The following is a 22,942-nucleotide window of genomic DNA, read 5'->3' on the forward strand; positions in this document are numbered from 1 at the left end:
GGATGGCACGACCGCCGGCTGGTGGAGGAGTGCCGCGTGCTTGGCTATTGGGCGGACAAATGTGTCCGCCCTCCACAGGGTGCCGGGGCGAGTTGGGAACTTGTTTGTGATGCTAAGCCACTCTCCTAATTGAGTGCTGCGGTTCTTGCATGACGGAGACGGACCGCTAGCGTCTCGCGCGTGACCGGACTTCAGCCTTCTCGAACTGCTGCGGCAGTGGTTGGCGGGCTGTGGATTGCTTTTTTCCTGTGGGGGATGGCTCCGGGGTATTACACGCCGGCGATTCCGAATATCCTGCGGGCGAAGGAGCTGGGCAGCGAGTGGTTGTCGCGGGCTTTCTTGGCAGGGCCAGTGGCTTCGATGATTTCGCCGCTGATTGTGGGAGCCCTCGCGGACAACCGCTTTTCGGCGCAGAAGGTGGTGGGATGCAGCGGGATCTTCGGTGCCGTGTGCTTGGCTGCGGCGTTTTCGGTGTTAGATCGCGGAGGCAATCCGTGGACCTTCATCATTTTGCTGGCCTGCGGCTCAATCGTGTCCGCTCCGATGTCGAGCATGCTGGCGAGTATCGCGATGGCGCACCTGAAGGACGGCGAGCGGGAGTTTCCGATCGTGCGCTTGGGCGGAACCCTTGGCTGGATGGCGGCAGGATACATCACGAGCTATGTGATTTTTGCTGATGCTTCGCCGAAGGCGGGGTATGCGGCGGCGATCACGCGGTGTGCGTGTGGGGTCTTCGCTTTCTTCCTGCCGGATACGCCCCCGCTCGGGCGTTCTAGGTCCTGGCGTACTCTGTTAGGTCTGGATGCCTTCCGTTTGCTAAAGGAGCGGGACCACCTGGTGTTTTTTTCGGTGACGATGCTGCTGTCGATTCCGCTGGCGGCCTTCTTCATGCACACGCCGATGCATCTTTCCGATCTAGGGAACAAGACGCCGACGGCGACAATGACGATCGGGCAGATCAGTGAGATTGCGGCCATGCTCTTGATGACGGTGGTCATGACCCGCTTCCGGGTGAAGACGGTGCTGATGGTGGCGCTGATCCTGTCGGCACTGCGATACGCGTTGTTCGGGGTCGCGGGGATCACGAATTCAAGCCCTTGGCTGATCGGCGGGATCGCGCTGCACGGGCTTTGCTACACGCTCTACTTCATCACCGGGCAGCTCTTCTTGGACCGCCGGGTGGAACCGGGGATGCGTACGCAGGCCCAAGGCCTGCTATCGCTGGTGAGCAATGGCGTCGGCTCGGTGATCGGGACCTTGCTGTCGGTGAAGCTCTACGACTTCACAGTGGGAGCCCAGCATGGTGGCTGGTCGACTTATTGGTGGATCCAGTGTGCCTGCATCGCGATTTGCGTGCCGATCCTGGCGATCTTCTATCACGGGATTGCCGCGCCGCCGATGCAGATGGATGCGCAGTAGCCGGGCTCAGGGCAGCTTCCACTCGGCCTTCTTCGCCGCGTAGTCGGCATCGGGGAGAAGCACGTAGACCGGCTGCTTGGAGGGATCGATCCAAGCGACGAGCTCGCGCAGCTTGGCCTCCTCCATTGTCGTGCAGCCGGCTGTGGGCTTCGAACCGCCGCCGCGCCAGATGTGGAAGAAGATCGCGCTACCAGCACCGGGTGAGGCTTTGGGCGGAGCGTTGTGAGCGATGAAGAGCTTCAAGGAGTGAGGGTAGTCACCCTGCTTCATCTGCTGCTTCTTCTCCCATGCGGTGACGGGATCGTGGTCGAGAACCACGTGTTGATTGTAGCTCGGCGAGCTACCGTCCTCGACCCAGAGGTCGCGGGCGGTGACCTGGCGATAGGCCAAGCGGGGATTCTTCTTGATCTGGGCATCGTAGCCCCAGGCGCCACCGATGTAGAAGACGCCGGCCGGGGCCCGCCAATCGCCCTCGGTTTTGATCCTGGCACCCTGGGGGCGCGGACTGATGCCGAGGCCCCAGACGAGGCCATCGCGGCCGAGCCGGCCCTGCCAAGGGGCGAGGACTTGGACCCACTTGCCGTCGCGCTTTTCGAAGGCCTTCAGGGTGACGTTGGATGTGTCCCAATTCTTGGCGGTGCCAACGACGCACTGGCTGGACTTCGCGGGGAGCTCGAAGGCGGCGGCAGCGAGGGTGGTGCTGATGAGGATGGCGAGCAGTCGTCGGATCACGCCTGACATCATGCCGCATCCTGGCCGTGGCGCAAGGCGGGGCGCGGCGCTAGCTGCGCCTTTGGTCGAGAACCAGAAATGCCGCGCCAGCCCCCTCGGGATCGATTGCATGGGTATCGGAAGATTGATTGGTGCTGATATGAGGAAGCAGGAAGTCGCGCTGTGAAATAAGCTTCACCGTTTCCGCATGCGGCTTCGCCCATTGCTGAAGGTCAGTGAAATTCATGTCGGCTGTGAGGTCCTGGCGTCCCGGGTTTTCGTAAATGGCGGGGCCCTCCAGTCGCTGCTGCATGAAGTAGGCGCGGATGCTGCCGCGCGGGCGGCGGTGGTAGAGCGACGCCACTGGACTGCCGTAGTCGATGGTGAGCATGCGCCCGGCTTGCCATGAGGGCAGCCATCCGCTGAGCCAGTGGTGGTAAGACTCGGCGACTTCGACAATCTGTCCCGGCGCATGAGGCTGTGCGAAGACGGAGGAGTCAGGTAGATCGACACAGGCCAGCCATTCCTCGGCAGGGCTGAGATAGAGTTCCGACCATGTGTCCTGTTCTTCTTTCCGGAAGCGTCGGACCGAGAAGGCGTCCGCGAACTCGTTTGAGTAAATGCAGGCGCGGCCACCGCAGGCCGCAAGAGCGGACTCGATCGATTCGTGCCACTGGACGCTGCGACCGAGGCGAGCCTGCTGCTTCTCACGCAGAGGTGCGGAGCGCTCAACCAGATGCAGGCGCAAGCGGAGGCGCTGAAGCCAAGGAATTCCGGCCAAGACCGCGGCGGCGAGCACGCCTTCACCGGGGCCGAGCTCGATCAGATCACGACAACCGCTCTCGCGCAGGGCTTCCGAGGCCCACGCTGCCACCGCCTTGCCGAGGGCAGGGGTGAGCATCGGGGTCGTGGTGAAGTCGCCGCCACGGCCCACGGCTTGAATCCGACGGGCATAGTAGCCGCGCTGGGGCTCGTGGAGGGCGAGGTCCATGAAGCGGTCGAAACGCAGCTTGCCACCGGGATTCCATGGCCAGTTAGGGGAATTCATAGCGGGGCGGCTTGACGGGGTGCGATCCCTCTCGCATTTCTTGAGAGTGAAAGGCCATTGGGTCGCCGCGATCTTGGTGCTGTCGCTCGCCGCATGCGAGCGAAAGGGTGAATCGCGTCACAGTGCTGGGAATGGCGGCAGTGGCGGTGAGCATGTGGCACAGGAGGACGAGGCGAAACCCAAAGAAGCTGGCGGCGACAAGGAAGGGCCCGTGCTGGTGGAGAAGAAGCCACCGGTGGCCGAGCCCGTGCCGAACATGCCCGGGATGGTGATCAGCCCGTATAATGGCAAGCATATCGACGTGAAGGGCTATGCGCCCGGCACATTGGTGGCGGATCCGACCTATCCCATCGAGGAGAAGAAGTACTTCCGTGTGCCCGAGATGCCGGAGGGTGCCAACGATCCCGCGAGGCTGCTCGATCCCGGCATCCTGATTCGTCCGATTCCGCCGAAGGAGAACAAGGAGCCGGAAGAAGAAAAGGAGAAGTCCAAGCCTGCGGAAGAGGGACAGCTCTGAGCCGATCCGATCTGCCTTGACCGGAAGATGGCTGCGGAGTGTTCTTTAACTCATGAGACTGCAAGCAACTATCTTCTCGCTAGCGATCCTCTTATCCGCGTGCACCAAGAAGCCGGAGGGGCAAAGCAGTGGGGAGAGTGCCGGGGCGAAGAAGAAGTCTTCGGCCGCCGTCTCGTCCGGCAGCAGTAACGAGAGTGAGGAGGGCGAGCCGAAGAAGGAGGGGAAGAGCGGTACTCGCGAGGAGCGCAAACGGAAGCCGCAAGTAGGGACTGTCGCCAAGGGGCAAGCTGGCAAGGTGGTTAGTCCATTCAGCAAGGCGGTGGTGGATGTGAGCGGCCGTAAGGCGGGTGAACTGGTCCAGGATCCGAGCTTCCCGAACGATCCCTCAAAGCAATTCGAAGTGCCGGAGGGTGTCGAGGAAGAGACCAAGACCTACGAGGTCGCCGCTGGAGTACCGGGGCGTCCCGGCTATGTCTTCAGTCCCTACAACAATAAGATTGTGGATGTGCAGGGCATCCCGGAGGGAGCCTTGGTTGCGGATCCGACTTATCCGTCAGCGGAGAAGAAAATTTTCCGTGTTCCGGCCGCAGCTCCCGCGAGTTCTCCCAAGGACCCGGGGACCGGGGCGGCACCGAAGGGAGAGTGAGGAAAAGGTCAAGCAGGGGTGATGCAATTTTATGGAATGAAATCGTGTGACGGTCGTGGATGTCATACAGATTTCACTTGCCGCACCATGGCTTCTTGGTAGGAGTGGGAAACCCCTCAAAGCCCCGGGACCCTGCTGACTTGACCCGCCAGCGGCTGCTTCTTTGAAGAGCAGCGAGGTATTCCGGAGGTGGAAGAGTTGTTTGGCCCTTGGCCACCCCACCCATGAACCCACTTCTCCTCGCCCGGCGGGCCCGGTCCCTAGCCGCTTGCCTCTTGATGGCCTCGTGTAGCGGGGCCTTTGCGGATTGGACTCTCTTGGAGAACTTTGAGGCGGGCTTCACCGTCGGGAGCACGATCAGCGGGGTGAATGGCTGGGTGGCGGACACTCCGGCAACGACTACGGCGGCCAATGATCCGGCGGCATCGGGCCGGGGCGTGGTGGGGCGCGTGGCGCAGGCCGGGACGCGGAATGATGTCTACAAGGCGCTGGGAGCCAGCCGGCAGATTGCCAACAACACGACGGGGACCTTGTTTTTTGAGGCTTACCTGCCGACCACGGGGGCAGGCACCGCGAACATCAGCGCGGGGCTCTCCGATGTGGCGGCACCAAACGACTACCCCGCGATGGAGGCGCAGTTCCGCTGGCTGAACGCCGACATTTTCCCTCGCAACGGGGCGGTCTTCACGGACAGCAATTATGACTTCGCCTCCGGGACCTGGATGCGGATCTGGATGGTGGTGAACAACACCGCCGACACCGTCGACATGTATGTCGAATCGCCGGTGGGTGCGAGCGGGCGGGTGAAGGTGGCGAGCGGCTTCGGCTTCCGGAATGGCGTCGCGGCAAACGCGATGCTGACCTTCATGATGGTCCAGGTGGCGGGGCAGGACGTCTACGTCGATAACATTTATGTCGATACCGCGGGCGAGAATTTGGGACTGCCGCTCATCGCGGGCACCCTGCCAGTCGCGAATACTGATTCAGTAGAGGTCGGAGTGGGCGGGGCGATTGCTTTCAATCCGCTGGCGAACGATACGGGCTATATCAATCCATCTTCGGTCCAGATCGTTTCGGGACCCGCGCATGGTACCGCGCAGTTCGATCCGGCGGCAGGGAAAGTAGTCTACAAGCACACCGGGAGCGGTGCGGGCAGCGATGTCTTCCGCTACCGCATTACGCGGCAGGGCGGTGGCCTGACCTCAGAGGCAAACGTGAACGTGAACGTCAGCGACAATCTGCGGTTGGCGAATAACACGGTGAACGTGCCGCTGACGCCGCCGACCAGCTCGGCGGGCACGCTGACGATCAAGAATGGCTTGCCGGGGCTGACCTTCTCCGGAGCGGTGGGTATGACCTCGGTGCCGGGTAAGCCGGAGGCGCTCTTGATTGCCTCGGTGGATGGCTCGGTGTGGTATGTGCCGGACTCCACTATGGCGAATCCGACGAAGCACAAGGTGCTGGATGTAGCCTCCTTGTCGAACTTCACGCGCGGCCGGAGCATTTATTCGATCGAGGCCTTCCCGGATTTTGCGACGACAGGGCACATCATCCTGAACTACCAAGGGAACAATGCCCGTCTGCCGCAGCCGGGGCCGGGACAGACGGTGTTTGATGTGATGCCGAACCTGGATCGCGACGGGAGCCCGGATGCGACGATCGCCACGGATCTGCGGGTCTCGCGCTTCACGCTTTCGGCAGCACACATTGCCGATGCGGTGGCTAACGGGATGTCCGCAGCGGAAAATCTAACGGCGCTGGCGACCGAGTATCCCTACATCAACCTGGCCGAGCAGAATCTTTTTCACAGCATCAACGACTGCAAATTCGGGCCGGACGGCTACCTCTACATCACCTTCGGCGACGAGGGCGACCAGGGCGATCCCTATCGCAACGGCCAGCGGATCAACAAGGACTTCTACAGCTCGATGCTGCGGATTGACATCAATCCGGCCTCGACCAATCCCAAGCCGAACCCGCACTACGCGATCGCCGCGGGAGGCGGGCTGGATGCGAACGGGAAGTATCAGTTTTATCTGAACTCCGCGACGCAGAACCCGAACTTCCGGGTGCCGGCGGACAATCCCTTCATCCACACCAGCCTTGGGGGGACTTGGAACGGGACTTTCAACAATACGGATCTAAGCGGTGATCTTCCGCATGTGCGCACGGAGATGTGGGCGGTGGGCTTGCGGAATCCCTTCAAATTCCACCTCGATGTGGAAGATGGCAGCGGTGAGACCGAAGCATGGATCGGTGACGTGGGGCGCGACACTTGGGAGGAATTCACAATCCTCAAGAAGGGGCAGAACGCGGGGTGGTCCTACTACGAAGGCAACGCCCTGAACCCCGGGGTGACGCATCCGACCATGCCCTCCGGTGTCACGCCGCACAAGCCGCCGCTCTATACCTATGCGCACTCGCAGGGGAACAATTCGGCGACCGGTGGGATCTTTTACCGGGATACGGCTTTGCCCACGCTCACCAACCGCTACGTATGCGGCGACTATGGTTCGGGCCGGATCTGGAGCATCGGGCGGGACGGGAATGTGGTGGAACTCACCGATCTACGCGAGAGCTCGAACCTGGTCGTGGACTTCCATGTGGATCCGGTGACGAAGGACATCTTCGTGCTGGAGAACAGTGGCAGCGGTCGGGTGATGCGGATTACGCTACAGGCGGCGCAGGGTGAGAACTATCCGGCCACGCTGTCGCAGCTCGGGATCTTCGCGGACATGGCGACTCTGCAGCCGAATCCGGGAGTAGTCCCCTATGAGCCGAACCTGAAGTTCTGGTCGGACGGCGCGGACAAATCGCGTTGGTTCGTGATCAAGAATCTAACGGACACGATCGGCTATGCGCCGGAGGGCAACTGGACCTTCCCGGAGGGTATGATTTGGATCAAGCACTTCGACTTCGACTTGGATCGCAATCACCCGGGCACAACGAAGAAGCGTCTGGAGACTCGGGTGCTGGTGCGGAACAGTAACGGTGCCTACGGTGTGTCTTACCGCTGGAACGAGGCCGGCACGGAAGCGAATCTGGTGGCGAATGCCGGCGATGACTTCCCGCTGAGCTATACGGAAGCGAATGGCGCTCCCGCCAATATCAACTGGCACATTCCCTCGCGCGCCGAGTGTACGACCTGCCACACGGCGGTGGCCGGGCATGCGCTAAGCATGAACACGCGTCAATTCAACCTGGTGAATTCGATCTCCGGTCACAGCGGGAACCTGTTGACGCTGCTCTCTAGCAGCGGCTACCTCGCGGGCTTCTCCGGAAATCTTACCGGGCTGCCGCGCCACTACCGGCCGAACGAGACCACAGTGAATCTGGAAGACCGCGTCCGCTCCTACCTGGCGGTGAATTGCTCCTACTGCCACCAGCCTGGCGGAACTGCCCCGGATTCATGGGACGGGCGCCCGCAGATTTCGCTGGCGGATACACATCTGCTCTATGGGCACCCGGTGAGCGAGGCGACGCCAGACCTCACGGACAGCATCATCCGTCCCGGAGACAAGGCGAACTCGTCGATCTGGAACAAAATCAATGCCCGCAGTGCAATCAATGGCACCTACAACGGCTACTCACAGATGCCACCGCTGGCGACCAATGTCTTCGATGCCGATGGCATTGCGCTGATCGGGCAATGGATCGACCAATATGCGAACCAGCCACCGGTCCCGGCTCCGGGAAGCCTAGGCACGGCGAATCTTTCGGAGAACGCCAGCATCGGTACTCTGCTCGGCTTGGCAAATGCAGTTGATCCGGATGTGCGAGGGGGCATCGCGGATCAATCGCTGCTGACTTATGAGATCACGGCGGGGAATGATGACCGTTTATTCATGCTGGATCCGGTGACCGGCGAGCTACGGGTGAATGGGATCATCGACTTCGAGAAGCAGGCCCAGCATCTCTTGTCGATCCGGGCCTCCGATCACTTCGCGCCGAATCCCGGAGTGCTAAATCACAGTGTGATCGTGGACCTGATTGATGAGAGCAGTCCGGACAATACGGCTGACTCGAACCACAACGGGATCTTCGATGTCTGGGAGGCGACCTATGGACTCAGTCCGGAGGATCGCGATGGCGACGGTTCGCCGGATTTCGTGGAGTTCCTGAGCGGCGGCAATCCGCTGATCGCCGATGAAGCCGAGGCCGTGAGCTACGACATCGTCGGTGCCCCGGCGGCACCCTCGCACCTCTTCGGGTGGAACGTGAGAAATGGATTCAAGCTGGGCGTGGACTACACCTTGCAGCGGACATCGCTCTTGGATACTTGGAATGACCTCCAGCCTGCGGACTACGAGGTGGTCTCGGTGACGCCCGTAGCGCCGGGGATCTCGCGGATCGTGATCAAGGTGAACCACAGCGCGGCGCAGCAGTTCCTGCGGCTCAGCCAGCCCTGATAGGATCGCTTGCATATTTGCCATTCGTGGTGGCGGATTCGCTATTACGTGTGACGCGCCGCTCACGCTATGCAGGGACAGCATGAGCATCCGTAAACCTGCGTTCCTCCTCCTTCCGCTCTTTGGCACCGGACTTCTCTATGCCGGTCCCGGCACGGCGAATCCATTCGCCGGCAAGCGGGCCTTGGTCATCGGCATCGACGGCCTGCGGGCGGATGCGCTGAAGCAGCAAGTGGAGAGCGGCAACGCGCCGGCCATCGCCAGTCTGGTGGCAAATGGCACGGTGACCTGGAATGCCTATGCCGGTGGCAAGCTGGGCGGTGTAACGCAGCAGCCGACGATCAGCGGTCCTGGCTGGACGAGCATTCTCACCGGGATGTGGACGGACCGCCATAACGTGGTGGACAACGGCACTCCGGCCTACAACCAGCCCGGGGTGAGCGGCTCCTATCTGGTGGATCAGGCGCCGCACTTCGCGAAGCGGCTGGAGGAGGCGGCACCGGGGACCTTTGCCAGTTCGATCGCGAGCTGGAATTGGATTGAGGACTATCTGGTGACGGCCCAGCCGAGCTACCTCGACTATCACCAGAAGGGTAGCGGATCCAGCTATGCGCTGCGCGACCAGGACGTGAAGAGCAAGGCGGTCGCGCATCTCGCCGCGGCGGATCCGGATGTGCTCTTCCTGCACTTCGATCAGGTGGACGGCGCGGGCCATTCCTCAGGATTCTCCACGAGCGTGCCGAGCTACATGAGCGCGATCACGGCGGTGGATGTCCATGTCGGTGATGTGCTTGCAGCGATCGCGGCGCGGCCGCAGCGTGCGGCGGAGCAGTGGGTGGTGGTGCTGACGACCGACCATGGCGGCACCACTGGCGGTAGCCATGGCGGCCAGTCGATTGATGAGCGGACGATTCCCTTCATCGTTTCGGGAAATGGCATTCCTGCGGGCGTGAGCACGGCAAGCCCGGGACAAGCGGCGGTGCCGGCAACGGTGATGCGCTACTTTGGCCTGAGTATCCCGGCAACTTGGACGCTGGCCGAGGATGGCTTCGTCACCGGGCCGCTCTTCGCCGGCAATCTGAATGCCGGGGCGGTCGATCTCACGTGGTCGCTGCCAGCGGCGGGGATTCCAGGGCTGAGCGTGCTTCAAGTGCTGCGCAACGGCAATAGCATCGCGACGCTGCCTACCTCACAGACGAACTTCACGGATCCCTCACCTGTGGCGGGATTGAATAACTACGAGCTGGTCCTAACGGGCACGAGCGAGGCCTCGCTGAAGACGGCGGTGACCCTGCCGAATCCGGGCGAGCGGGTATGGGACGATGCCAACGGTAATAATTCCTGGAACACCGCGGATGCCAATTGGCTTGGCGGGGAGATCTTCGGCAATGGTAATGATGCCCGCTTCGTCGGGACTACCGGTGAAAGCGTGAGCGTGGTTGCGGGGGGAGTGCTGCCGGCCAATACGGTCGTGAACAGCGGCTCCTACACCTTCTCCGGTGGCAGCATTAGCGGCACGCTGACGAAGAATGGCGGCGGCAGCCTGACGCTTTCCTCTGCGAATGGCTTCACCGACACCGCCATCACTGCCGGTCCTAACAGCCAGACCGCGGGCGCACTGCAGATCGGGAACTACAGCGCGCTCGGCAGCGGTCCGGTGACTTTCAGCCACGCGGTCAGCAGCACGGCCTTCTATTTCCTGCCGGCGGCGGGCTCGGGAACCTTGCCGAACAGCATCACGCTGCCGGCAGGGGGAGTCACCACGCGTTTCTTGACGGATGAGACCAACGTAACCGCTACCTTGGGCGGTGTGATCAGTGGCGGCAGTGCCAATAACGAGATCCTGATCGACAACGATTCGGGGACCAACGACGTCGGCAAGATCCGCTTGAGCAATGCCGCGAACAGCTTTACTGCCTCCCGCCTGCGGATTAACCGCGGCGGCCTGGTGGTGACTTCGGATGCAGCGCTGGGGAATCCGGCGAATGACCTGACCTTGGACGTCACCTCGAACCTCGCAGGCTCCGGCTTGATCCTGGAGGGCACGATGAGCCTCGGTAGCGGCCGCAGCCTGACCGTGGCGAGTCAGTGCGTGCTCGATACACAGGCAACCGCGGACATCGTGGCGGGGCCGCTGGTTCTAACCGGCCAGCTGGTCAAGCGCGGCAGTGCGGCGCTGCGGCTCGATGCTGCGGGCAGCGGTAATGCCGGAGTCAGCCTCACGGAGGGTAGCATCACACTGGGGAATGCCGCGGCGCTTGGCACCGGCACCTTGAGCGTCGCGACCACGGCCAGCGCAGGCTTCTTGAACACCACACCACTCACCGGCACTGCAAGCCTGGGCAATGCTATCGTGCTTCCGGCAGATACCACCGCCACGAACCGCACGGTCTTGATGAATGGCGGTGTGGGGCAGCAGCTCAGCTTGGGCGGAGTGATCTCCGGTGGCGGCAGCAACACGACGCTCTACCTCAACACCAGCTTGGTTGGCGACAATGCGGCGACCTTTGTCCTCAATGGCGCGAATACCTTCACGGGCAAGACCCAGCTCAACCGCGGTTCGCTCTCGATCAACTCGAACGCCTCGCTGGGCGCAGCCGCCAACGCACTGGTGATCGATGCCAATGTCGGCTCAAAGCTGATTTTCGCCAGCGGGATGAGCTTCACGCACCCGGTCGCGCTCTCGACTACTACCGTTTTCGACAACGCGGATCCGGTGAGCATCTCCGCCGTGCTCTCCGGCAGCGCAACCTTGAGCAAATCGGGCAATGGCAGCCTCACCTTGAGTGCCGCCAATACCCACACCGGCACGCTGGCTGTGAATTCCGGTAGCGTGGTCGTCGATGGTTCCTTGGCTGCGTCCGGGAATGCGGTAAGTGTCGCCGCTGGTGCGACCCTTGGTGGAATCGGCACGATCTCACGTCCGGTGAACGTTTCCGGAAACATCGCTCCGGCCGCGGGAGCAATCGGGAAGCTGAGCATACCGGCGGCCCTGACCATGGCGCAGGGAAGCAGCTATGCGGTCGGTCTCGGGTCGTGGAACGGTGCCGCAGGCATCGCCTACGATAGCCTGGACGTCTCAAGCTTGGCGATCACTGCCACGGAAGCAGCGAAGTTCACCGTGAACGTGGATGCCTCCGCGCTGACCGGCTTCGACAACACTCCGAAGTCCTTCGTGATCGCCAGCGCCACCGCACCGGTCACGGGGCTGGCTTCTAACAACCATGCCGTGGTGGTCAGCGGGGGAAGCTTCAGCGGAGTGTGGAGCTTGCAAGCATCGGGCAACAATTTGCTGCTGGTCTATTCCACCGGTGCTCCAGGCTTCGCGGGCTGGGCACTCGCACAAAGTCTGCCGGAGAACGAAGCGGGATTCGAGGGCGACGCAGACCATGACGGGATTGCCAATGGATTGGAGTTTGTGCTCGGCACCGACCCCTTGTCCGCTTCCGCGGCACCTGCCGTAAGCTGCGATGAGGACTATCTGATCTTTACCTACTCGCTCGCCGATGGCGCGGCCTACCTCCAACCGGTGGTGGAGCACAACGCCACCTTGGCTGGCACATGGACGACCGCGGTCTCAGGTCAGGCCGGGGTCATCGTCTCAAGCGTTCCGGCCGGGGAGGGGCGGCAAAGCGTCACGGTGAAGATCCCTCGGAGCGCTGCCCCTGCCTTGTATGTCAGGCTGCGAGCCGCGGAGGGGCAGTGAGCACTGAAGAAGAGCGCTGAACGTCTGGCTTAACGCCCCGCCATCAACTCCGCGGTGATGCCCTTCAGATACTCCGTCTCCGGGATCGAGAGCAGCACCGGGTGATCAGCCCGCTGTCCGTGGTTGGCTACCAAGCGCAGGGACTTCTTCGCATCCACCGCGGCGTCCACCAGATTGGCTTGGAAGAGCTCGCGGCTGGCGTGGTGGGAGCAGCAGAAGCTCGAGAGGATGCCGCCCTTATCTAACAGCTTGATCGAGCGCAGGTGGATCTCCTTGTAGCCGCGCATCGCGTCCATGAGGGTTTTCTTGTTCCGCGTGAAGCTCGGTGGATCGAGGATGATCAGGTCATACTCGGGCGTCGCGTGCTTCAGGAAGTCGAAGACGTTGTGCGCGATCACCTCGATCTCCAGGCCATTGAGCTCGGCATTGCGGCGGGCGGCGGCGCAGGCGCTCTCCGAGATATCCACCGCGGTGACCTTCGCGGCACCGGCACGGGCGCAGGCGAGGGCGAAGCCGCCCTGGTTGGTGAAGCAATCGAGCACCCGCTTGCCCTCGGCGAAGGCGGCGACCTCGGCGTGGGACTGGAGCTGGTCCAGATAGAGCCCGGTCTTTTGGCCGTCGAAGAGGTCGATCTCGAACTTCAGGTGATTCGCCTGGACGATGAAAGCCCCCGGATTCTGGCCGTGGAGCATGGTGATCTCCTGCTCGATGCCCTCGGCCTTCAGCACCGGGGAGTCGTTACGCAGGATGATGGACTCGGGTGAAATCAGTTCCTTCAGGGCCGCGACGATCAGCTCGACCCGCTGGCGCATGGCCAGGGTCAGGGTCTGGACCACCAGATGCGGGCCGTAGCGGTCGATGATCAGGCCCGGCATCCCGTCGGACTCGCTCCAGACCAAGCGGGCCAAGGTTTCATCGATCCCGCGTGCCTGGCGCAGCTCGATCGACTGGCCGATCCGGCGCAGGAAGAACTCGGCATCGAGGTCCTGGCGGCGGCGGGAGAAGCGCCGGGCGACGATCTGGGAGGCGGGATTGTAGATCGCGCTGCCCATCGGCCGGTCTTGGAAGTCTTTGAGTGTAATGACGTCCCCGGGTTGCGGGTCACCGAAGGATTTCTTCACCTCCGTGGCGTAGACCCATTCGTGGCCGTGGAAAATTCGGGCGCGGGGAGCAATGACAAGACCGGGCATGGTGTGGAGGGGAAGCTTGGGCCCGGGGCCGCTCCGGGCAAGCCCATAAGACCTCCAGGACCGATGAGACTTGCGGTTCCCGGCCGCTGTCTTGGCCCCACCCCTTAATCTCAAGCATTTCCTCTTGCTACCCGGGGTGGGCGGGCCTTAAAACCCCGCCCCGACCAAAACCATGGGCCAGCAAACCAAAGCAATCGTCAAACGCCGCCGCCGCAAGACCTACTTGAAGCGCAAGAAGGAGCAAGCCAAGGCCGGTGGCGTGGTCAAGAAGAGCTCCGTGGCGAAGAAGTCCGACGGCGCGCCTGCCAAGAAGGCCGCTGCGAAGAAGGCTCCGGCCAAGAAGGCCGCTGCGAAGAAGGCTCCGGCCAAGAAGGCCGCCAAGTCCGAGGACACCGAGGCTCCAGAAGGCATTGAGGGCACCGACGCCCCCGCTGCCGAAGAGTAAAGCCTCTGCGCTACCCGCTATTTTAGTATTTTTTCTGCAGGGCCGGTTGCGATTCGCGACCGGCCCTCTTTCTTTCCCGCCGAGTGGAACCAGCACCGGAGCAGCTTTTAATTGTCGATGGCCACAGCGCGATCTTCGGGATCGAGGCGCTGCGGGAGTTGCATCATGGCCCGAAGCGCCACCTCGCGCGCCATGAGCTAGTCAAGGCGCTGCAGGCGATCGGCGACCGCGGCGAGTGGAAAGTAGTCGTGGTCTTCGACGGCCGGCACACCGAGCGCGGCTACGAAGGCGGCAAGGAGGAGGGGATCTTGGTGGTTTACTCGAAGGCCCGGGAGACCGCGGATGCCGTGATCGAGCGGCTGGCGGCCCGGTTCTCGGAAAAAGGCGACCACGTGATGGTGGCCACCAACGACAACATGGTGATGCTCACGGCCACCACCTTCGGTGCGGGAGCCATGCGGATCGAGGAGTTGGAGGAGTGGTTTTGAGCCTCTAAGGAGGGATTTCCGAAATTAGCATTTGGAGTTCTGCCCGGCTCCCGGCCAGCATCCCGGCGCGATGGCATTCACGCCCGACCACGCTTTTGACTTGGTAAAAGCGGCCCACGAGCGGGGCCGCCTGGCCCATGCTTTCCTGATCAGCGGCCCGCGCGGTTGCGGCAAGGAACGGCTGGCTGCGCGCATCATCCAGATGCTCGGCGACGAGGCCAGTGGTGGTGGAGGCGGGGGCTTTGATCTCTTCGGCGAGCCGGTGGTCGAGGCGGTGCCGCCTCTGGACGAGCTGGAAGGCGAGTGGGTGCGGATCGTGCGCCCGCAATCGAAGTCGCGCCGGATCGTGGTCGATGCGATCCGCGATCTGGAGAAGGCACTCTACGTGGCCTCCGGCCCGAAGCGCTGGAAGATCGGGGTGATCGTGGATGCCGACCGGATGGCCGCGGCCTCGGAGAATGCTTTCCTCAAGACTCTTGAAGAGCCGCCGCCGCGGACCTTGTTGATGCTGTTGACGCCGAATACCGGCGGCTTGCTGCCGACGGTGCTGTCACGCTGCGTGCGACTGCCGCTAACTGGAACAGCGGATCTGTCGGAAGGTGCAGGCGCGGATCTGGTCCGTGCGCTGGATCAGGCGGCTGGTGCAGGCTTCGGTACGGCGACGGTGGCGCTCACCCTGAAGTCGGTGTTTGCGTCGATCCTCGAGCAGCGCAAGGCCGAGGCCGTGGAGGCTGCGGAGAATCAGCTTGAGGAAGAAGAAAAGGCCCTCAACAAGGGATTCGAGGGCGATTACCTGAAGCGCCGCGAGGAAGCCCTGAAGGCTGCCGCGGAGTCCGAATACTTGGAAGAGCGCTCGCGCTTGTTCGAGGTGTTGCAGTCGTGGATGGCGGATGTGCTGCGCTGCAAGACGGGCGCGGCGGGACTGGATTTCCCGGCGTCGGCCGAGCGAACCAAGGCGGTGGCGGCAAAGGAGGATTTACCGATGCTGGTGCGGCGGATGGAGGCGCTGGGCGAGTTGCGCTCAACGCTGGATACGAATGCCCAGGAGCAGCTCGCGCTGGAGGTGGGGTTCTTGAAGGCCTTTGCTTAGAGGACCTCAGCGGGATTGTTGGCCTGGCTGCCCTTTCATCGAAGATATTGCTTTTGCCAGCCTTCTTTGTGCCGACGAGTCGGCGGACCAGAACTCGTCCACAATCCAACCGTCGGCCGTTTTGGAGACCTCGGCGCTACAGGCTCGAGTGGTTCCGTTAGACAGGAGCAGACTACAATCCACCCGGGTTCCGCCTTTGAGGTCTTCATTGGCAAGGGGCGAGCAACTTCTGACGGTGGGATTCTGCGCATCGAGAAAGCCGGTGATTGGCGAGCCCTTTGCGAAGCCTCGCAGTAGATCCTCGGATCTTTCCGACCATCCCTTTCGAGGGTAGGGGATCAACAATCCTTTCTCCTTCTCAAACTTGGCGACAAGTTCGAGGAGTTCCTGTCCTGCGACCGATCGAAAACCCGGGTCTGAGGACAAGTCCCTTTCCAGAAGTGCCGCCGACGAGGCGATCGAAACAAAGGTCGTGATAGCCACAGCGGGCGAGCGAGCGCCAGGGGACTGAAGGGCAGGGTGCTCGCGAATCCCGCCGTTTTCGCACTGCACCAGCGCCAGCGCGAAAAAGGGCGTCGCTGCCGCATGCAGGATTCTGCCCACCTTGGGAATATATGGTAAGGGCCTTGCCATTCCCTGAGGTGTTGGAGATCAAAACTCCTTCCCGCGTGCGTTGTTGGCCTCGGCCGAGAGCCCGAAACCGGCGGCGACTTCCAAGGCGGCGCTTTCCAACAAGCGCTCGAGGCCGGCGATGACGTCGAGGATCCCGCGGGACCATTCGCCGTTTTTCCAAGCGGGCTCGGAGAGCTCCAGCAGGTGGTCCATCGCTTCATCGCTGAGGAAGGGTTCGAGACCGTAGCCGACGGTTAGGGCGGACTTGCCCTGCACCGGGTCGAGCGCAAGCAGGATGGCGTGGTTGTCCGGGCCGCGGTGGCTCTCGGTGGAGAAGCCGCCGCAGTTGAAGACCCAGAAGACGTGCAGCGCGAAGGGATGCTCGCGGGGAAACTCGTGGAGCAGCACGTGCAGCTGGGTCTGCGGGAATTGCCAGGTCAGCTTGCTGCCAGACTTCACGATCTTCTGTACCTCCTTTTTCGAGAGCACCCGGCAGCTGTCGAAGATGCCTTGGCCGAGGCGAGGGACGGCACCCAGAATGGCAGTGGCGCGGTCGAGCGTGAGGTGGCAGTGCAGGCACTCTACCGCGGTTTCGGCGAGCGGGTTCCTGCAGTACGGGCAACGCATGCCCCCAAGGTAAGCGGGCGGCCCGCCGTGGAGGAAGGGCAAAGCTTGGCTTGGCAAAATGCGGCCCGGCGGCGCAGGCTTGCCCCCATGCAACGCTTTGCAGGAAAGACGGCTGTGGTGACCGGCGGTGGACGCGGGATTGGGGGCGCGATTGCCATGGCATTCGCGGCGGAAGGCGCGAAGGTCGCGGTGGTTAGCCGTAGTGAATCGAGCTGCGGGAAGTCCGCTGAGGAGATCAATGCCGCCTATCCCGGCAGCGCCAAGGCCTATGCGATCGACGTGGCCGACCACCAGGCGGTGCAGGAGCTCGGCAAGACGATCGTCGCCGACTTTGGCACTGTGAATATCCTTGTGAATAACGCGGGAGTAACTCGCGACGGCCTGCTGATGCGGATGAAGGAGGAGGACTGGGACACCGTGCTCGACACGAATCTCAAGGGTGCCTTCAACACCGTGAAGGCCTTCATGCGGGTGCTGATGAAGGCGGAAGACCCGCGCATCATCAACATCGCCTCCGTCATCGGCCTGATCGGCAATGCCGGGCAGGCGAACTACTCCGCCTCCAAGGCCGGCCTGATCGGCTTCACCAAGGCGGTGGCCAAGGAACTCTCCGGTCGCGCGGTGACCTGCAATGCGGTGGCTCCGGGCTTCATCACCACCGACATGACTGGTGAGCTGAGCGAGAAGGTCCGCGAGGAAGTGCTCAAGAATATCCCGCTTTCCAGCTTTGGAGAGACGGCTGACATCGCTTCGGCGGTGCTTTTCCTGGCGAGCAAGGACGCCCGTTACATTACGGGCCAAGTTCTCGCTGTCGATGGCGGCATGACGATGTAAAGTTCGCAGCCATGGAGCTTCTCGTCATCCGTCACGCGAAGGCCGAGGACATTTCCGCCTCGGGGAGCGACTTCGACCGCGCGCTCGTGGAGAAGGGCTATGGCCAGTCCAAGCGCTTGGGGGCCTTCCTGAAGCGCATCGACCGTCGGCCGGACGTGGTGCTCACCAGTCCGCTGGTCCGCGCGCGTCAGACTGCGGAGACCTTATGTCAGGCCGCGGAGATGCCCGGCCCTGTGACCCAAGGCTGGCTGGCCTGCGGCATGGATCCGGAGACGGCGATCCGCGAGCTGGTGGCCTTCAGCGATTTCGAGCGCGTCGCGATCGTCGGGCACGAACCGGACCTGTCTTCGCTGATCGAGTGGCTGTTAGGCTGCAGCGGCAGCTCGGTGGAGGTGAAAAAGGCGAGCATCACCGGCTTGCTGGTGCATCCGCCGGCATGGCATGCGCGGCTGCTGTTTCACATCCCGCCGACGCTGTTGGCGGAGTAGACCTACGGCACAATCAGCAGCTTCCGAATTTCTCGGATCAGATTTACATACGCCTCATAAGCCGCGCGTGAGAGTGAATTTAGATCTTCCATGCATTGTTTAAACTGTGCGCGGACGAGCGGATCAGAGTGCATGTCCCATTCCTTCGGTAGTCGAAGCAAATATTCCCGGTCGGGAACTGCTGAGATGCGGCGAAAGGACTCACCATCCAAAAATTTGAGGAACGCGGATCTGAAATCGGATCGGAACCCCTCGCATGTGGGATCTAGATACTGAGAGTCTATTCGGTTCACTAGCTCCTCAATCTTGCATAGAAAGTCGTATGTAGACCTCTGGAAGGTTTGTCCCCAACATTGGTCCTGCAGGATTTCTCTGGCGATGCTTTCTGGAAGCTTCTCTCGGAAAGTTGCAAAAATCTGGCGGTCTACGGCTCGTCTCTCGCCATCGAATATAGCTGGGGTGGTTTCCGCGATGCGGCCGTACCACCGATCTCTATGAGCCCTCAATTCGCTGGGCCGATACCGGTTCCCTTTGGGGTGGGAGGCGTTGTAGTGCTGAACGTCTGCATGGCAATCGAAGCAGAGAGCGATGCAGTTCTCGAAGGTGTCGTCACCGCCTTGGGATTCTGGCTCAATGTGATGACATTCTAGTTTGATTCCAGCGAATCGACGACAGACGCAGCAGTGACGGCCAGCCGCAACCAGCGCCTCCTCTTTCACTTTAGGAGAGAATGCCATAGGGAGAGTCAGAGCTTATCGACCGATTACCGTTCAGTAAGCCTACTTCGGGCTCGCAGCTCGAGTTGGAGATTTCGGCTCGGGTACTTCGCTTCGCTCAGGGAAGCAGATGCAGAGCGCGTAATTGGCGGCGTGGTTGTGCTCAGGGGCGGACAAGAATCTCAATCGGGCGATCAAAGTTGGAGTTCCAGTTGGTTGGCTTCTGATGTCTCCACTTGAAGCCTTGTAACCCTGCGGAATTGCTCCGACTGAAGATCGAGAACTTCGCGGAGAAGGTTGTCCGCCTTCAATTTTGTGATGACAGCCCAGTCACCCGATCGGAAGCTCTTCAAGTTTAGAAAGGTGATGAAGAGTGCACTTGAAGCCGCGGAAATCGCCGCGCTAATTGCCAGTCCGGAATCACCTCTTGCTGATTTGAATCCAACGTCAAAGACGCGGCTAGCAATTCGGCCCAGCTCTACCGATATTTCCGCAATTTCGATGGGGAAATCGGTGGCGATTCTTAGTTCCTCCAGAGCGGTGTCCCGAAGCCTTCTCTCGCCTGGTTTGGCATCCCGAGTCTGTCGGGCTCGAACCACCCGATCAAATTGATCCGCATCGAGCTGGACCAATTCTTTGAGCCTAGGTTCATGGGCTTTGATTATTCGGTCTCTCAAGAATTGTAGCTCGGCCCAAGCGGCCTGATAAGCTTCCCTCTCTAACGTGAGGGAGATCACTGTGATAATGAACTTGGCTGAAAGCACCCCCACAAGAGCCGCACCGCTCCCTGAGCCAGGTTTGTGGCCGCCGCTTCCAAACCGTTCGAGAAGGTCACCCGTTGTGAGGGCTAGTAATTCAATCTGTTTGACCTCGGTTTCGACGGGCATTCAAAGACAATGGGTTTAGTGGAGGGATATCTACCCGAGATTTTGTTACGGGTCCATCTCCAGCCTGTAACGCGGAACTTTCGGATCCACCTCACGACTCCAAGCATCGATCCCTCCCTTAAGCGCCTTCGTATTCTTCATCCCGTGGCCGAGGAACCAGGCGCAGGTGTCGAGCACGTGCTTGCCGGAGTGGTCATGGAGGATGATCCGGCGCTGGGGATCGCCGCCGAAGAGCTTTTGCTGGAGTTCTTGGTCGAGGAAGACCGCGCCGGGCAGGCTCACGGCCTCGTGCTCCTCGCGGGTGCGGGTGTCGAGCAGGAGGGGAGGGGCGGGGGAATCCAGTTCGGCCTTCAGCTCGGCCGGGGAGATCATCATCGACTCATCATGGGCGTGGCTGGCCAGCAGGTGCTCGCGGACTTCTGCGGTATCCAGGGGGCCGGAGCGGGCGCAGAGTTCGGCGAGGGTCTCGGTGTCCGCGAAGCCGCAGCTCTGGCAGCCGCCGAGGTGATAGCGCGAAAAAAGGGCGCGCCGGGCGCCCGGAAGGGCGGCCATGATGTCTCCCATCGGGGTCTCGGCGGTGATGCTGGCGGGGTCCACGCCGGGACGCTAACGGGGCGGGGGAGAAATTCCACTGTTTCAACCGCCAATTCCGGGTCATGTTCCCGGCGCATGTCGCGTTACGTCGATCCCAACGAACCGAGAATCTACCTGCTGCCGAACCTGATGACGGCCGGCAACCTCGCCTGCGGCTTTTTCGCGGTGCTGACGATTTTCAAGGGTATCATGATGGCTACCAAGGGCGGCGGCTACGATTTCGCGGAGGCGGCGAAATATTACGAGCAGGCCATCCTGCTGATCTTCGCCTCCTGTATCTTCGACCTGCTGGATGGGCGTCTGGCCCGTCTCGGAGGCAAGGAATCGCCCTTCGGCCGGGAGTTCGACTCCTTGGCGGACGTGATCTCTTTCGGCATGGCCCCCTCCTTGCTGATGGCCAAGGCGGTGCTCTTCCCGCTGGATGAGGAAGTGAGGGTGCCCGGTTTGAGCTGGGGGCTGGCTTGCATCTATGTCCTCTGCGGTGCCATCCGCTTGGCGCGCTTCAATTGCCTGGCAGCCCTGCCGAAGTCTGCCCATGTCGGCTCGGATTTTCGCGGCATCCCGATTCCCATGGCTGCGGGTTTCATTTCCTCCCTGACCTATCTGGTCATCTATTACAACGAGCGGGATGTGAACCTCGGCGCATGGAAATATGTCCTGGCCGGGGCGATGCTGGGACTTTCGATGCTGATGGTGAGCAACGTGCGCTACCCGAGCTTCAAGAAAGTCGGCTGGCGGACCCGCGGCACCCCGCTGGTGATCGTGTTCGCGGTGGTGACCGTGATCGCGATCGTGCGCTTCCACTACATCATGCCCGCGGTGCTTTTCAGCGCCTACCTGTTGTATGGCCTGGCGGTGCGGCCCTTCCTTTCCGTGAAGGTGCAGAAGGAGATCGAGGAGACTACCGAGGATTCCGATGGTCCCGATGGTCCCGATGGTGCTGAGGAATCGTCCGAGACCGAGCCGGACGCGGAGAATCGGATTGAATGAGGCATGATTCCGGCTTACCAGTCGGGATCATCATGGGGACTCTGGTGTCCATCCGCCGCCACTTCGCGGTCGCAGGCTCGGCTTGGCTGCTTGCCGTGGGAGGCATCGGCGCGGCGCGGGCCTTGGAATTCTCGACCGTGGTGATCGACGCCGGCCACGGCGGCAACGACCAGGGTACCTCTTGGGCGGGAGTAAAGGAGTCGCAACTCACGCTTCAAGTGGCGGAGCGAGTGGAAGCCCTGCTGAAGAAAAAGGGGCTCAAGACCGAGATGACCCGTCGCAGCGATATCTTTCTCCCACCGGATGGCCGGATCGAGGTCGCGAACCGACAGCAGGAGTCCTCGATTTTCGTTAGCATCCATTTCAACTCCAGCTCGAGCTGGATCTTCCGCGGCGTCGAGAGTTTCTACGGCGGACCGGCTTCGATGCCCTTGGCGCGGGAAATCCAGAACCGCATGGCCAAGGAGCTCAATACCGACAACCGCGGGATCAAGCGGCGGCTCGACCTCAGGGTGCTGCGCCTGACCAAGGGGCCCGCCGTGCTGCTGGAGTGCGGCTTCCTGAGCCACCCGGTGGAGCGCGTGCGCAGCCAATCCACGGCCTACCAGCAGACCCTGGCACAGGCGATTTGCGATGGGATCATGGCCGTCCACGATGAGCCGCGTGCCAAGCCCATGGAATGGCTGGATCGAGATTGGCCCTCATGGACTGATTACACCCTTCTTGGATGGGTTCGCCACGGCCTCAATCAGCTTCTCCGCGACCGCAGGCCATGACTGGGCCCGGGCCTCGGCGATGGCTTCCTGGCGGAGCTTGAGCGGGTGGAAGATCAGCTGATAGGCGCGTTTGATCGCTGCGCGCTCCTCCAAACTCAAGCCGGCTCGCTTCAGCCCAACGGAGTTCAGGCCCGCGAGCTGGTTGATGCCGTAGACGATGCAGTAGGGAGGTACATCCTGGCTGACGGCGGTGTTGCCTTGGACCATCGCGAGGTTACCGATCTTCACGAACTGGTGTAGGCCCGCACCACCGCCGATGAATGACTTGTCGCCGATCTGCACGTGGCCGCCGAGCATCACGTTGTTCGCTAAGATATTGCCATCTCCCAAGCGCACGTCGTGGGCGAGGTGCACGCCGGTCATGAGATAATTGCCTTCGCCCATGACGGTGAGACCGCCGGCCTTCGCGCCGCGGTGGACGGTGACGTACTCGCGCAGGATATTGCGCGGACCGATCACCACACCGGAGCCGCAGGTGGGATCGAAATGCAGGTCCTGGGGATCGCAGCCGACCACGGCACCCCAGCCGATGTCGCAACCCTCGCCGATCGAGGTATTGCCGGAAATCCAGGCATGGCCGCCGATCTTCACGCCTGCGGCCAGCTTCACCGGGCCCTCGATGACGGTAAAAGGGCCGACGCTGACGTCGTCGGCGAGTTCGGCTTCCGCGGAAACTTGGGCAGTGGGATGGATGCTGGGCACGGGGGTTTTGTAGATAGAGGGGATGCGGGAGGCAAGGGACAGAGCGG

At 61.9% G+C, this 22,942-nt stretch carries 21 protein-coding genes; 13 read left to right on the top strand and 8 right to left on the bottom strand.

Features of this window, described 5'->3' with window-relative positions:
- Positions 1–216: 216 nt before the first annotated feature.
- Positions 217–1,419 carry an MFS transporter gene (locus BV071_RS00005; RefSeq protein ID WP_265593904.1) on the top strand — a complete coding sequence of 401 codons (1,203 nt, stop codon included), beginning with the start codon at positions 217–219 and terminating at the stop codon, positions 1,417–1,419.
- Positions 1,420–1,425: 6 nt separating this feature from the next.
- Here BV071_RS00005 and BV071_RS32180 read toward each other — a convergent pair whose 3' ends face one another.
- Together BV071_RS32180 and BV071_RS00015 are read right to left on the bottom strand one after the other, a co-directional pair.
- Positions 1,426–2,151: a L,D-transpeptidase family protein gene (locus BV071_RS32180; RefSeq protein ID WP_265593871.1), complete on the bottom strand. Its 726-nt coding sequence runs from the start codon at positions 2,149–2,151 to the stop codon at positions 1,426–1,428.
- Between the two features lie 49 nt (positions 2,152–2,200).
- A complete protein-coding gene (locus tag BV071_RS00015) occupies positions 2,201–3,178 on the bottom strand; it encodes an SAM-dependent methyltransferase (protein WP_035600432.1) in 978 nt (325 codons plus the stop codon).
- Positions 3,179–3,224: 46 nt separating this feature from the next.
- Between BV071_RS00015 and BV071_RS00020 the strand changes: the two genes are divergently transcribed.
- From BV071_RS00020 to BV071_RS00035, 4 genes are all read left to right on the top strand, one after another.
- A complete protein-coding gene (locus BV071_RS00020; protein ID WP_035600436.1) occupies positions 3,225–3,695 on the top strand; it encodes a hypothetical protein in 471 nt (156 codons plus the stop codon).
- Positions 3,696–3,747: 52 nt separating this feature from the next.
- Positions 3,748–4,341, top strand: coding sequence for a hypothetical protein (locus BV071_RS00025; protein ID WP_035600439.1), 594 nt, complete (start codon positions 3,748–3,750; stop codon positions 4,339–4,341).
- Between the two features lie 224 nt (positions 4,342–4,565).
- Positions 4,566–8,750 (top strand): cadherin domain-containing protein, encoded by a 4,185-nt coding sequence (locus BV071_RS00030; RefSeq protein WP_081885672.1) that lies wholly within the window; start codon positions 4,566–4,568, stop codon positions 8,748–8,750.
- 82 nt (positions 8,751–8,832) lie between these two features.
- The gene (locus BV071_RS00035) at positions 8,833–12,456 is read left to right on the top strand and encodes an alkaline phosphatase family protein (protein ID WP_035600444.1); all 3,624 of its coding nucleotides are present in this window, start codon (positions 8,833–8,835) and stop codon (positions 12,454–12,456) included.
- A 29-nt stretch (positions 12,457–12,485) separates the two neighbouring features.
- Here the strand turns inward: BV071_RS00035 and BV071_RS00040 are convergent, their stop codons facing one another.
- Positions 12,486–13,646, bottom strand: coding sequence for a class I SAM-dependent rRNA methyltransferase (locus BV071_RS00040; RefSeq protein ID WP_035600446.1), 1,161 nt, complete (start codon positions 13,644–13,646; stop codon positions 12,486–12,488).
- Positions 13,647–13,818: 172 nt separating this feature from the next.
- On the opposite strand from BV071_RS00040, the gene BV071_RS00045 reads away from it, so the two are divergent.
- The 3 genes from BV071_RS00045 to BV071_RS32185 all read left to right on the top strand — a co-directional run bounded on the left by BV071_RS00045 (position 13,819) and on the right by BV071_RS32185 (position 15,669).
- Entirely contained in the window at positions 13,819–14,091 is a 273-nt protein-coding gene (locus BV071_RS00045; RefSeq protein ID WP_052572666.1) for a hypothetical protein, read from the top strand.
- Between the two features lie 83 nt (positions 14,092–14,174).
- On the top strand, positions 14,175–14,579 hold the full coding sequence (locus BV071_RS00050) for an NYN domain-containing protein (protein ID WP_052572667.1): 405 nt from the start codon (positions 14,175–14,177) through the stop codon (positions 14,577–14,579).
- A 70-nt stretch (positions 14,580–14,649) separates the two neighbouring features.
- A complete protein-coding gene (locus BV071_RS32185; RefSeq protein WP_265593872.1) occupies positions 14,650–15,669 on the top strand; it encodes a hypothetical protein in 1,020 nt (339 codons plus the stop codon).
- A 6-nt stretch (positions 15,670–15,675) separates the two neighbouring features.
- Here BV071_RS32185 and BV071_RS00060 read toward each other — a convergent pair whose 3' ends face one another.
- Positions 15,676–16,272: a hypothetical protein gene (locus BV071_RS00060; RefSeq protein WP_265593873.1), complete on the bottom strand. Its 597-nt coding sequence runs from the start codon at positions 16,270–16,272 to the stop codon at positions 15,676–15,678.
- A gap of 48 nt (positions 16,273–16,320) precedes the next feature.
- Positions 16,321–16,908: a TPM domain-containing protein gene (locus BV071_RS00065; RefSeq protein ID WP_265593874.1), complete on the bottom strand. Its 588-nt coding sequence runs from the start codon at positions 16,906–16,908 to the stop codon at positions 16,321–16,323.
- An 87-nt stretch (positions 16,909–16,995) separates the two neighbouring features.
- Here BV071_RS00065 and fabG point away from each other — a divergent pair, with 87 nt between their 5' ends.
- The 3 genes from fabG to BV071_RS36105 all read left to right on the top strand — a co-directional run bounded on the left by fabG (position 16,996) and on the right by BV071_RS36105 (position 18,880).
- Complete coding sequence (gene fabG, locus BV071_RS00070) at positions 16,996–17,742, top strand: 3-oxoacyl-[acyl-carrier-protein] reductase (protein WP_035600455.1); 747 nt, start codon at positions 16,996–16,998, stop codon at positions 17,740–17,742.
- 11 nt (positions 17,743–17,753) lie between these two features.
- On the top strand, positions 17,754–18,230 hold the full coding sequence (sixA, locus tag BV071_RS00075) for a phosphohistidine phosphatase SixA (RefSeq protein WP_035600458.1): 477 nt from the start codon (positions 17,754–17,756) through the stop codon (positions 18,228–18,230).
- A gap of 353 nt (positions 18,231–18,583) precedes the next feature.
- Positions 18,584–18,880: a hypothetical protein gene (locus tag BV071_RS36105; RefSeq protein WP_343123392.1), complete on the top strand. Its 297-nt coding sequence runs from the start codon at positions 18,584–18,586 to the stop codon at positions 18,878–18,880.
- A 260-nt stretch (positions 18,881–19,140) separates the two neighbouring features.
- On the opposite strand, the gene BV071_RS00085 is transcribed toward BV071_RS36105, so the two are convergent.
- Positions 19,141–19,833 carry a cyclodeaminase/cyclohydrolase family protein gene (locus BV071_RS00085; protein ID WP_052572669.1) on the bottom strand — a complete coding sequence of 231 codons (693 nt, stop codon included), beginning with the start codon at positions 19,831–19,833 and terminating at the stop codon, positions 19,141–19,143.
- A 45-nt stretch (positions 19,834–19,878) separates the two neighbouring features.
- Positions 19,879–20,430, bottom strand: a complete 552-nt coding sequence (locus BV071_RS00090) for a rhodanese-like domain-containing protein (protein ID WP_035600461.1) — start codon at positions 20,428–20,430, stop codon at positions 19,879–19,881.
- Positions 20,431–20,502: 72 nt separating this feature from the next.
- On the opposite strand from BV071_RS00090, the gene pssA reads away from it, so the two are divergent.
- Together pssA and BV071_RS00100 are read left to right on the top strand one after the other, a co-directional pair.
- Positions 20,503–21,417, top strand: coding sequence for a CDP-diacylglycerol--serine O-phosphatidyltransferase (pssA, locus tag BV071_RS00095; RefSeq protein ID WP_035600464.1), 915 nt, complete (start codon positions 20,503–20,505; stop codon positions 21,415–21,417).
- 44 nt (positions 21,418–21,461) lie between these two features.
- Entirely contained in the window at positions 21,462–22,193 is a 732-nt protein-coding gene (locus BV071_RS00100) for an N-acetylmuramoyl-L-alanine amidase (protein ID WP_265593875.1), read from the top strand.
- On the opposite strand, the gene lpxA is transcribed toward BV071_RS00100, so the two are convergent.
- Positions 22,119–22,895 (bottom strand): acyl-ACP--UDP-N-acetylglucosamine O-acyltransferase, encoded by a 777-nt coding sequence (gene lpxA / locus BV071_RS00105; protein ID WP_052572671.1) that lies wholly within the window; start codon positions 22,893–22,895, stop codon positions 22,119–22,121. The genes BV071_RS00100 and lpxA overlap by 75 nt on opposite strands.
- Between the last annotated feature and the right edge of the window lie 47 nt (positions 22,896–22,942).

Origin of the sequence: Haloferula sp. BvORR071, from assembly GCF_000739615.1 — a bacterium.
Taxonomy (GTDB): domain Bacteria; phylum Verrucomicrobiota; class Verrucomicrobiia; order Verrucomicrobiales; family Akkermansiaceae; genus Haloferula.

Excerpts from the sequence above, each read along its gene's own strand:
- BV071_RS00015 (WP_035600432.1), bottom strand. The coding sequence starts at position 3,178 with ATGAATTCCCCTAACTGGCCATGGAATCCCGGTGGCAAGCTGCGTTTC.
- BV071_RS00025 (WP_035600439.1), top strand. The coding sequence starts at position 3,748 with ATGAGACTGCAAGCAACTATCTTCTCGCTAGCGATCCTCTTATCCGCG.
- BV071_RS00030 (WP_081885672.1), top strand. The coding sequence starts at position 4,566 with ATGAACCCACTTCTCCTCGCCCGGCGGGCCCGGTCCCTAGCCGCTTGC.
- BV071_RS00035 (WP_035600444.1), top strand. The coding sequence starts at position 8,833 with ATGAGCATCCGTAAACCTGCGTTCCTCCTCCTTCCGCTCTTTGGCACC.
- BV071_RS00040 (WP_035600446.1), bottom strand. The coding sequence starts at position 13,646 with ATGCCCGGTCTTGTCATTGCTCCCCGCGCCCGAATTTTCCACGGCCAC.
- BV071_RS00045 (WP_052572666.1), top strand. The coding sequence starts at position 13,819 with ATGGGCCAGCAAACCAAAGCAATCGTCAAACGCCGCCGCCGCAAGACC.
- BV071_RS32185 (WP_265593872.1), top strand. The coding sequence starts at position 14,650 with ATGGCATTCACGCCCGACCACGCTTTTGACTTGGTAAAAGCGGCCCAC.
- BV071_RS00065 (WP_265593874.1), bottom strand. The coding sequence starts at position 16,908 with ATGCGTTGCCCGTACTGCAGGAACCCGCTCGCCGAAACCGCGGTAGAG.
- fabG (WP_035600455.1), top strand. The coding sequence starts at position 16,996 with ATGCAACGCTTTGCAGGAAAGACGGCTGTGGTGACCGGCGGTGGACGC.
- sixA (WP_035600458.1), top strand. The coding sequence starts at position 17,754 with ATGGAGCTTCTCGTCATCCGTCACGCGAAGGCCGAGGACATTTCCGCC.
- BV071_RS00085 (WP_052572669.1), bottom strand. The coding sequence starts at position 19,833 with ATGCCCGTCGAAACCGAGGTCAAACAGATTGAATTACTAGCCCTCACA.
- pssA (WP_035600464.1), top strand. The coding sequence starts at position 20,503 with ATGTCGCGTTACGTCGATCCCAACGAACCGAGAATCTACCTGCTGCCG.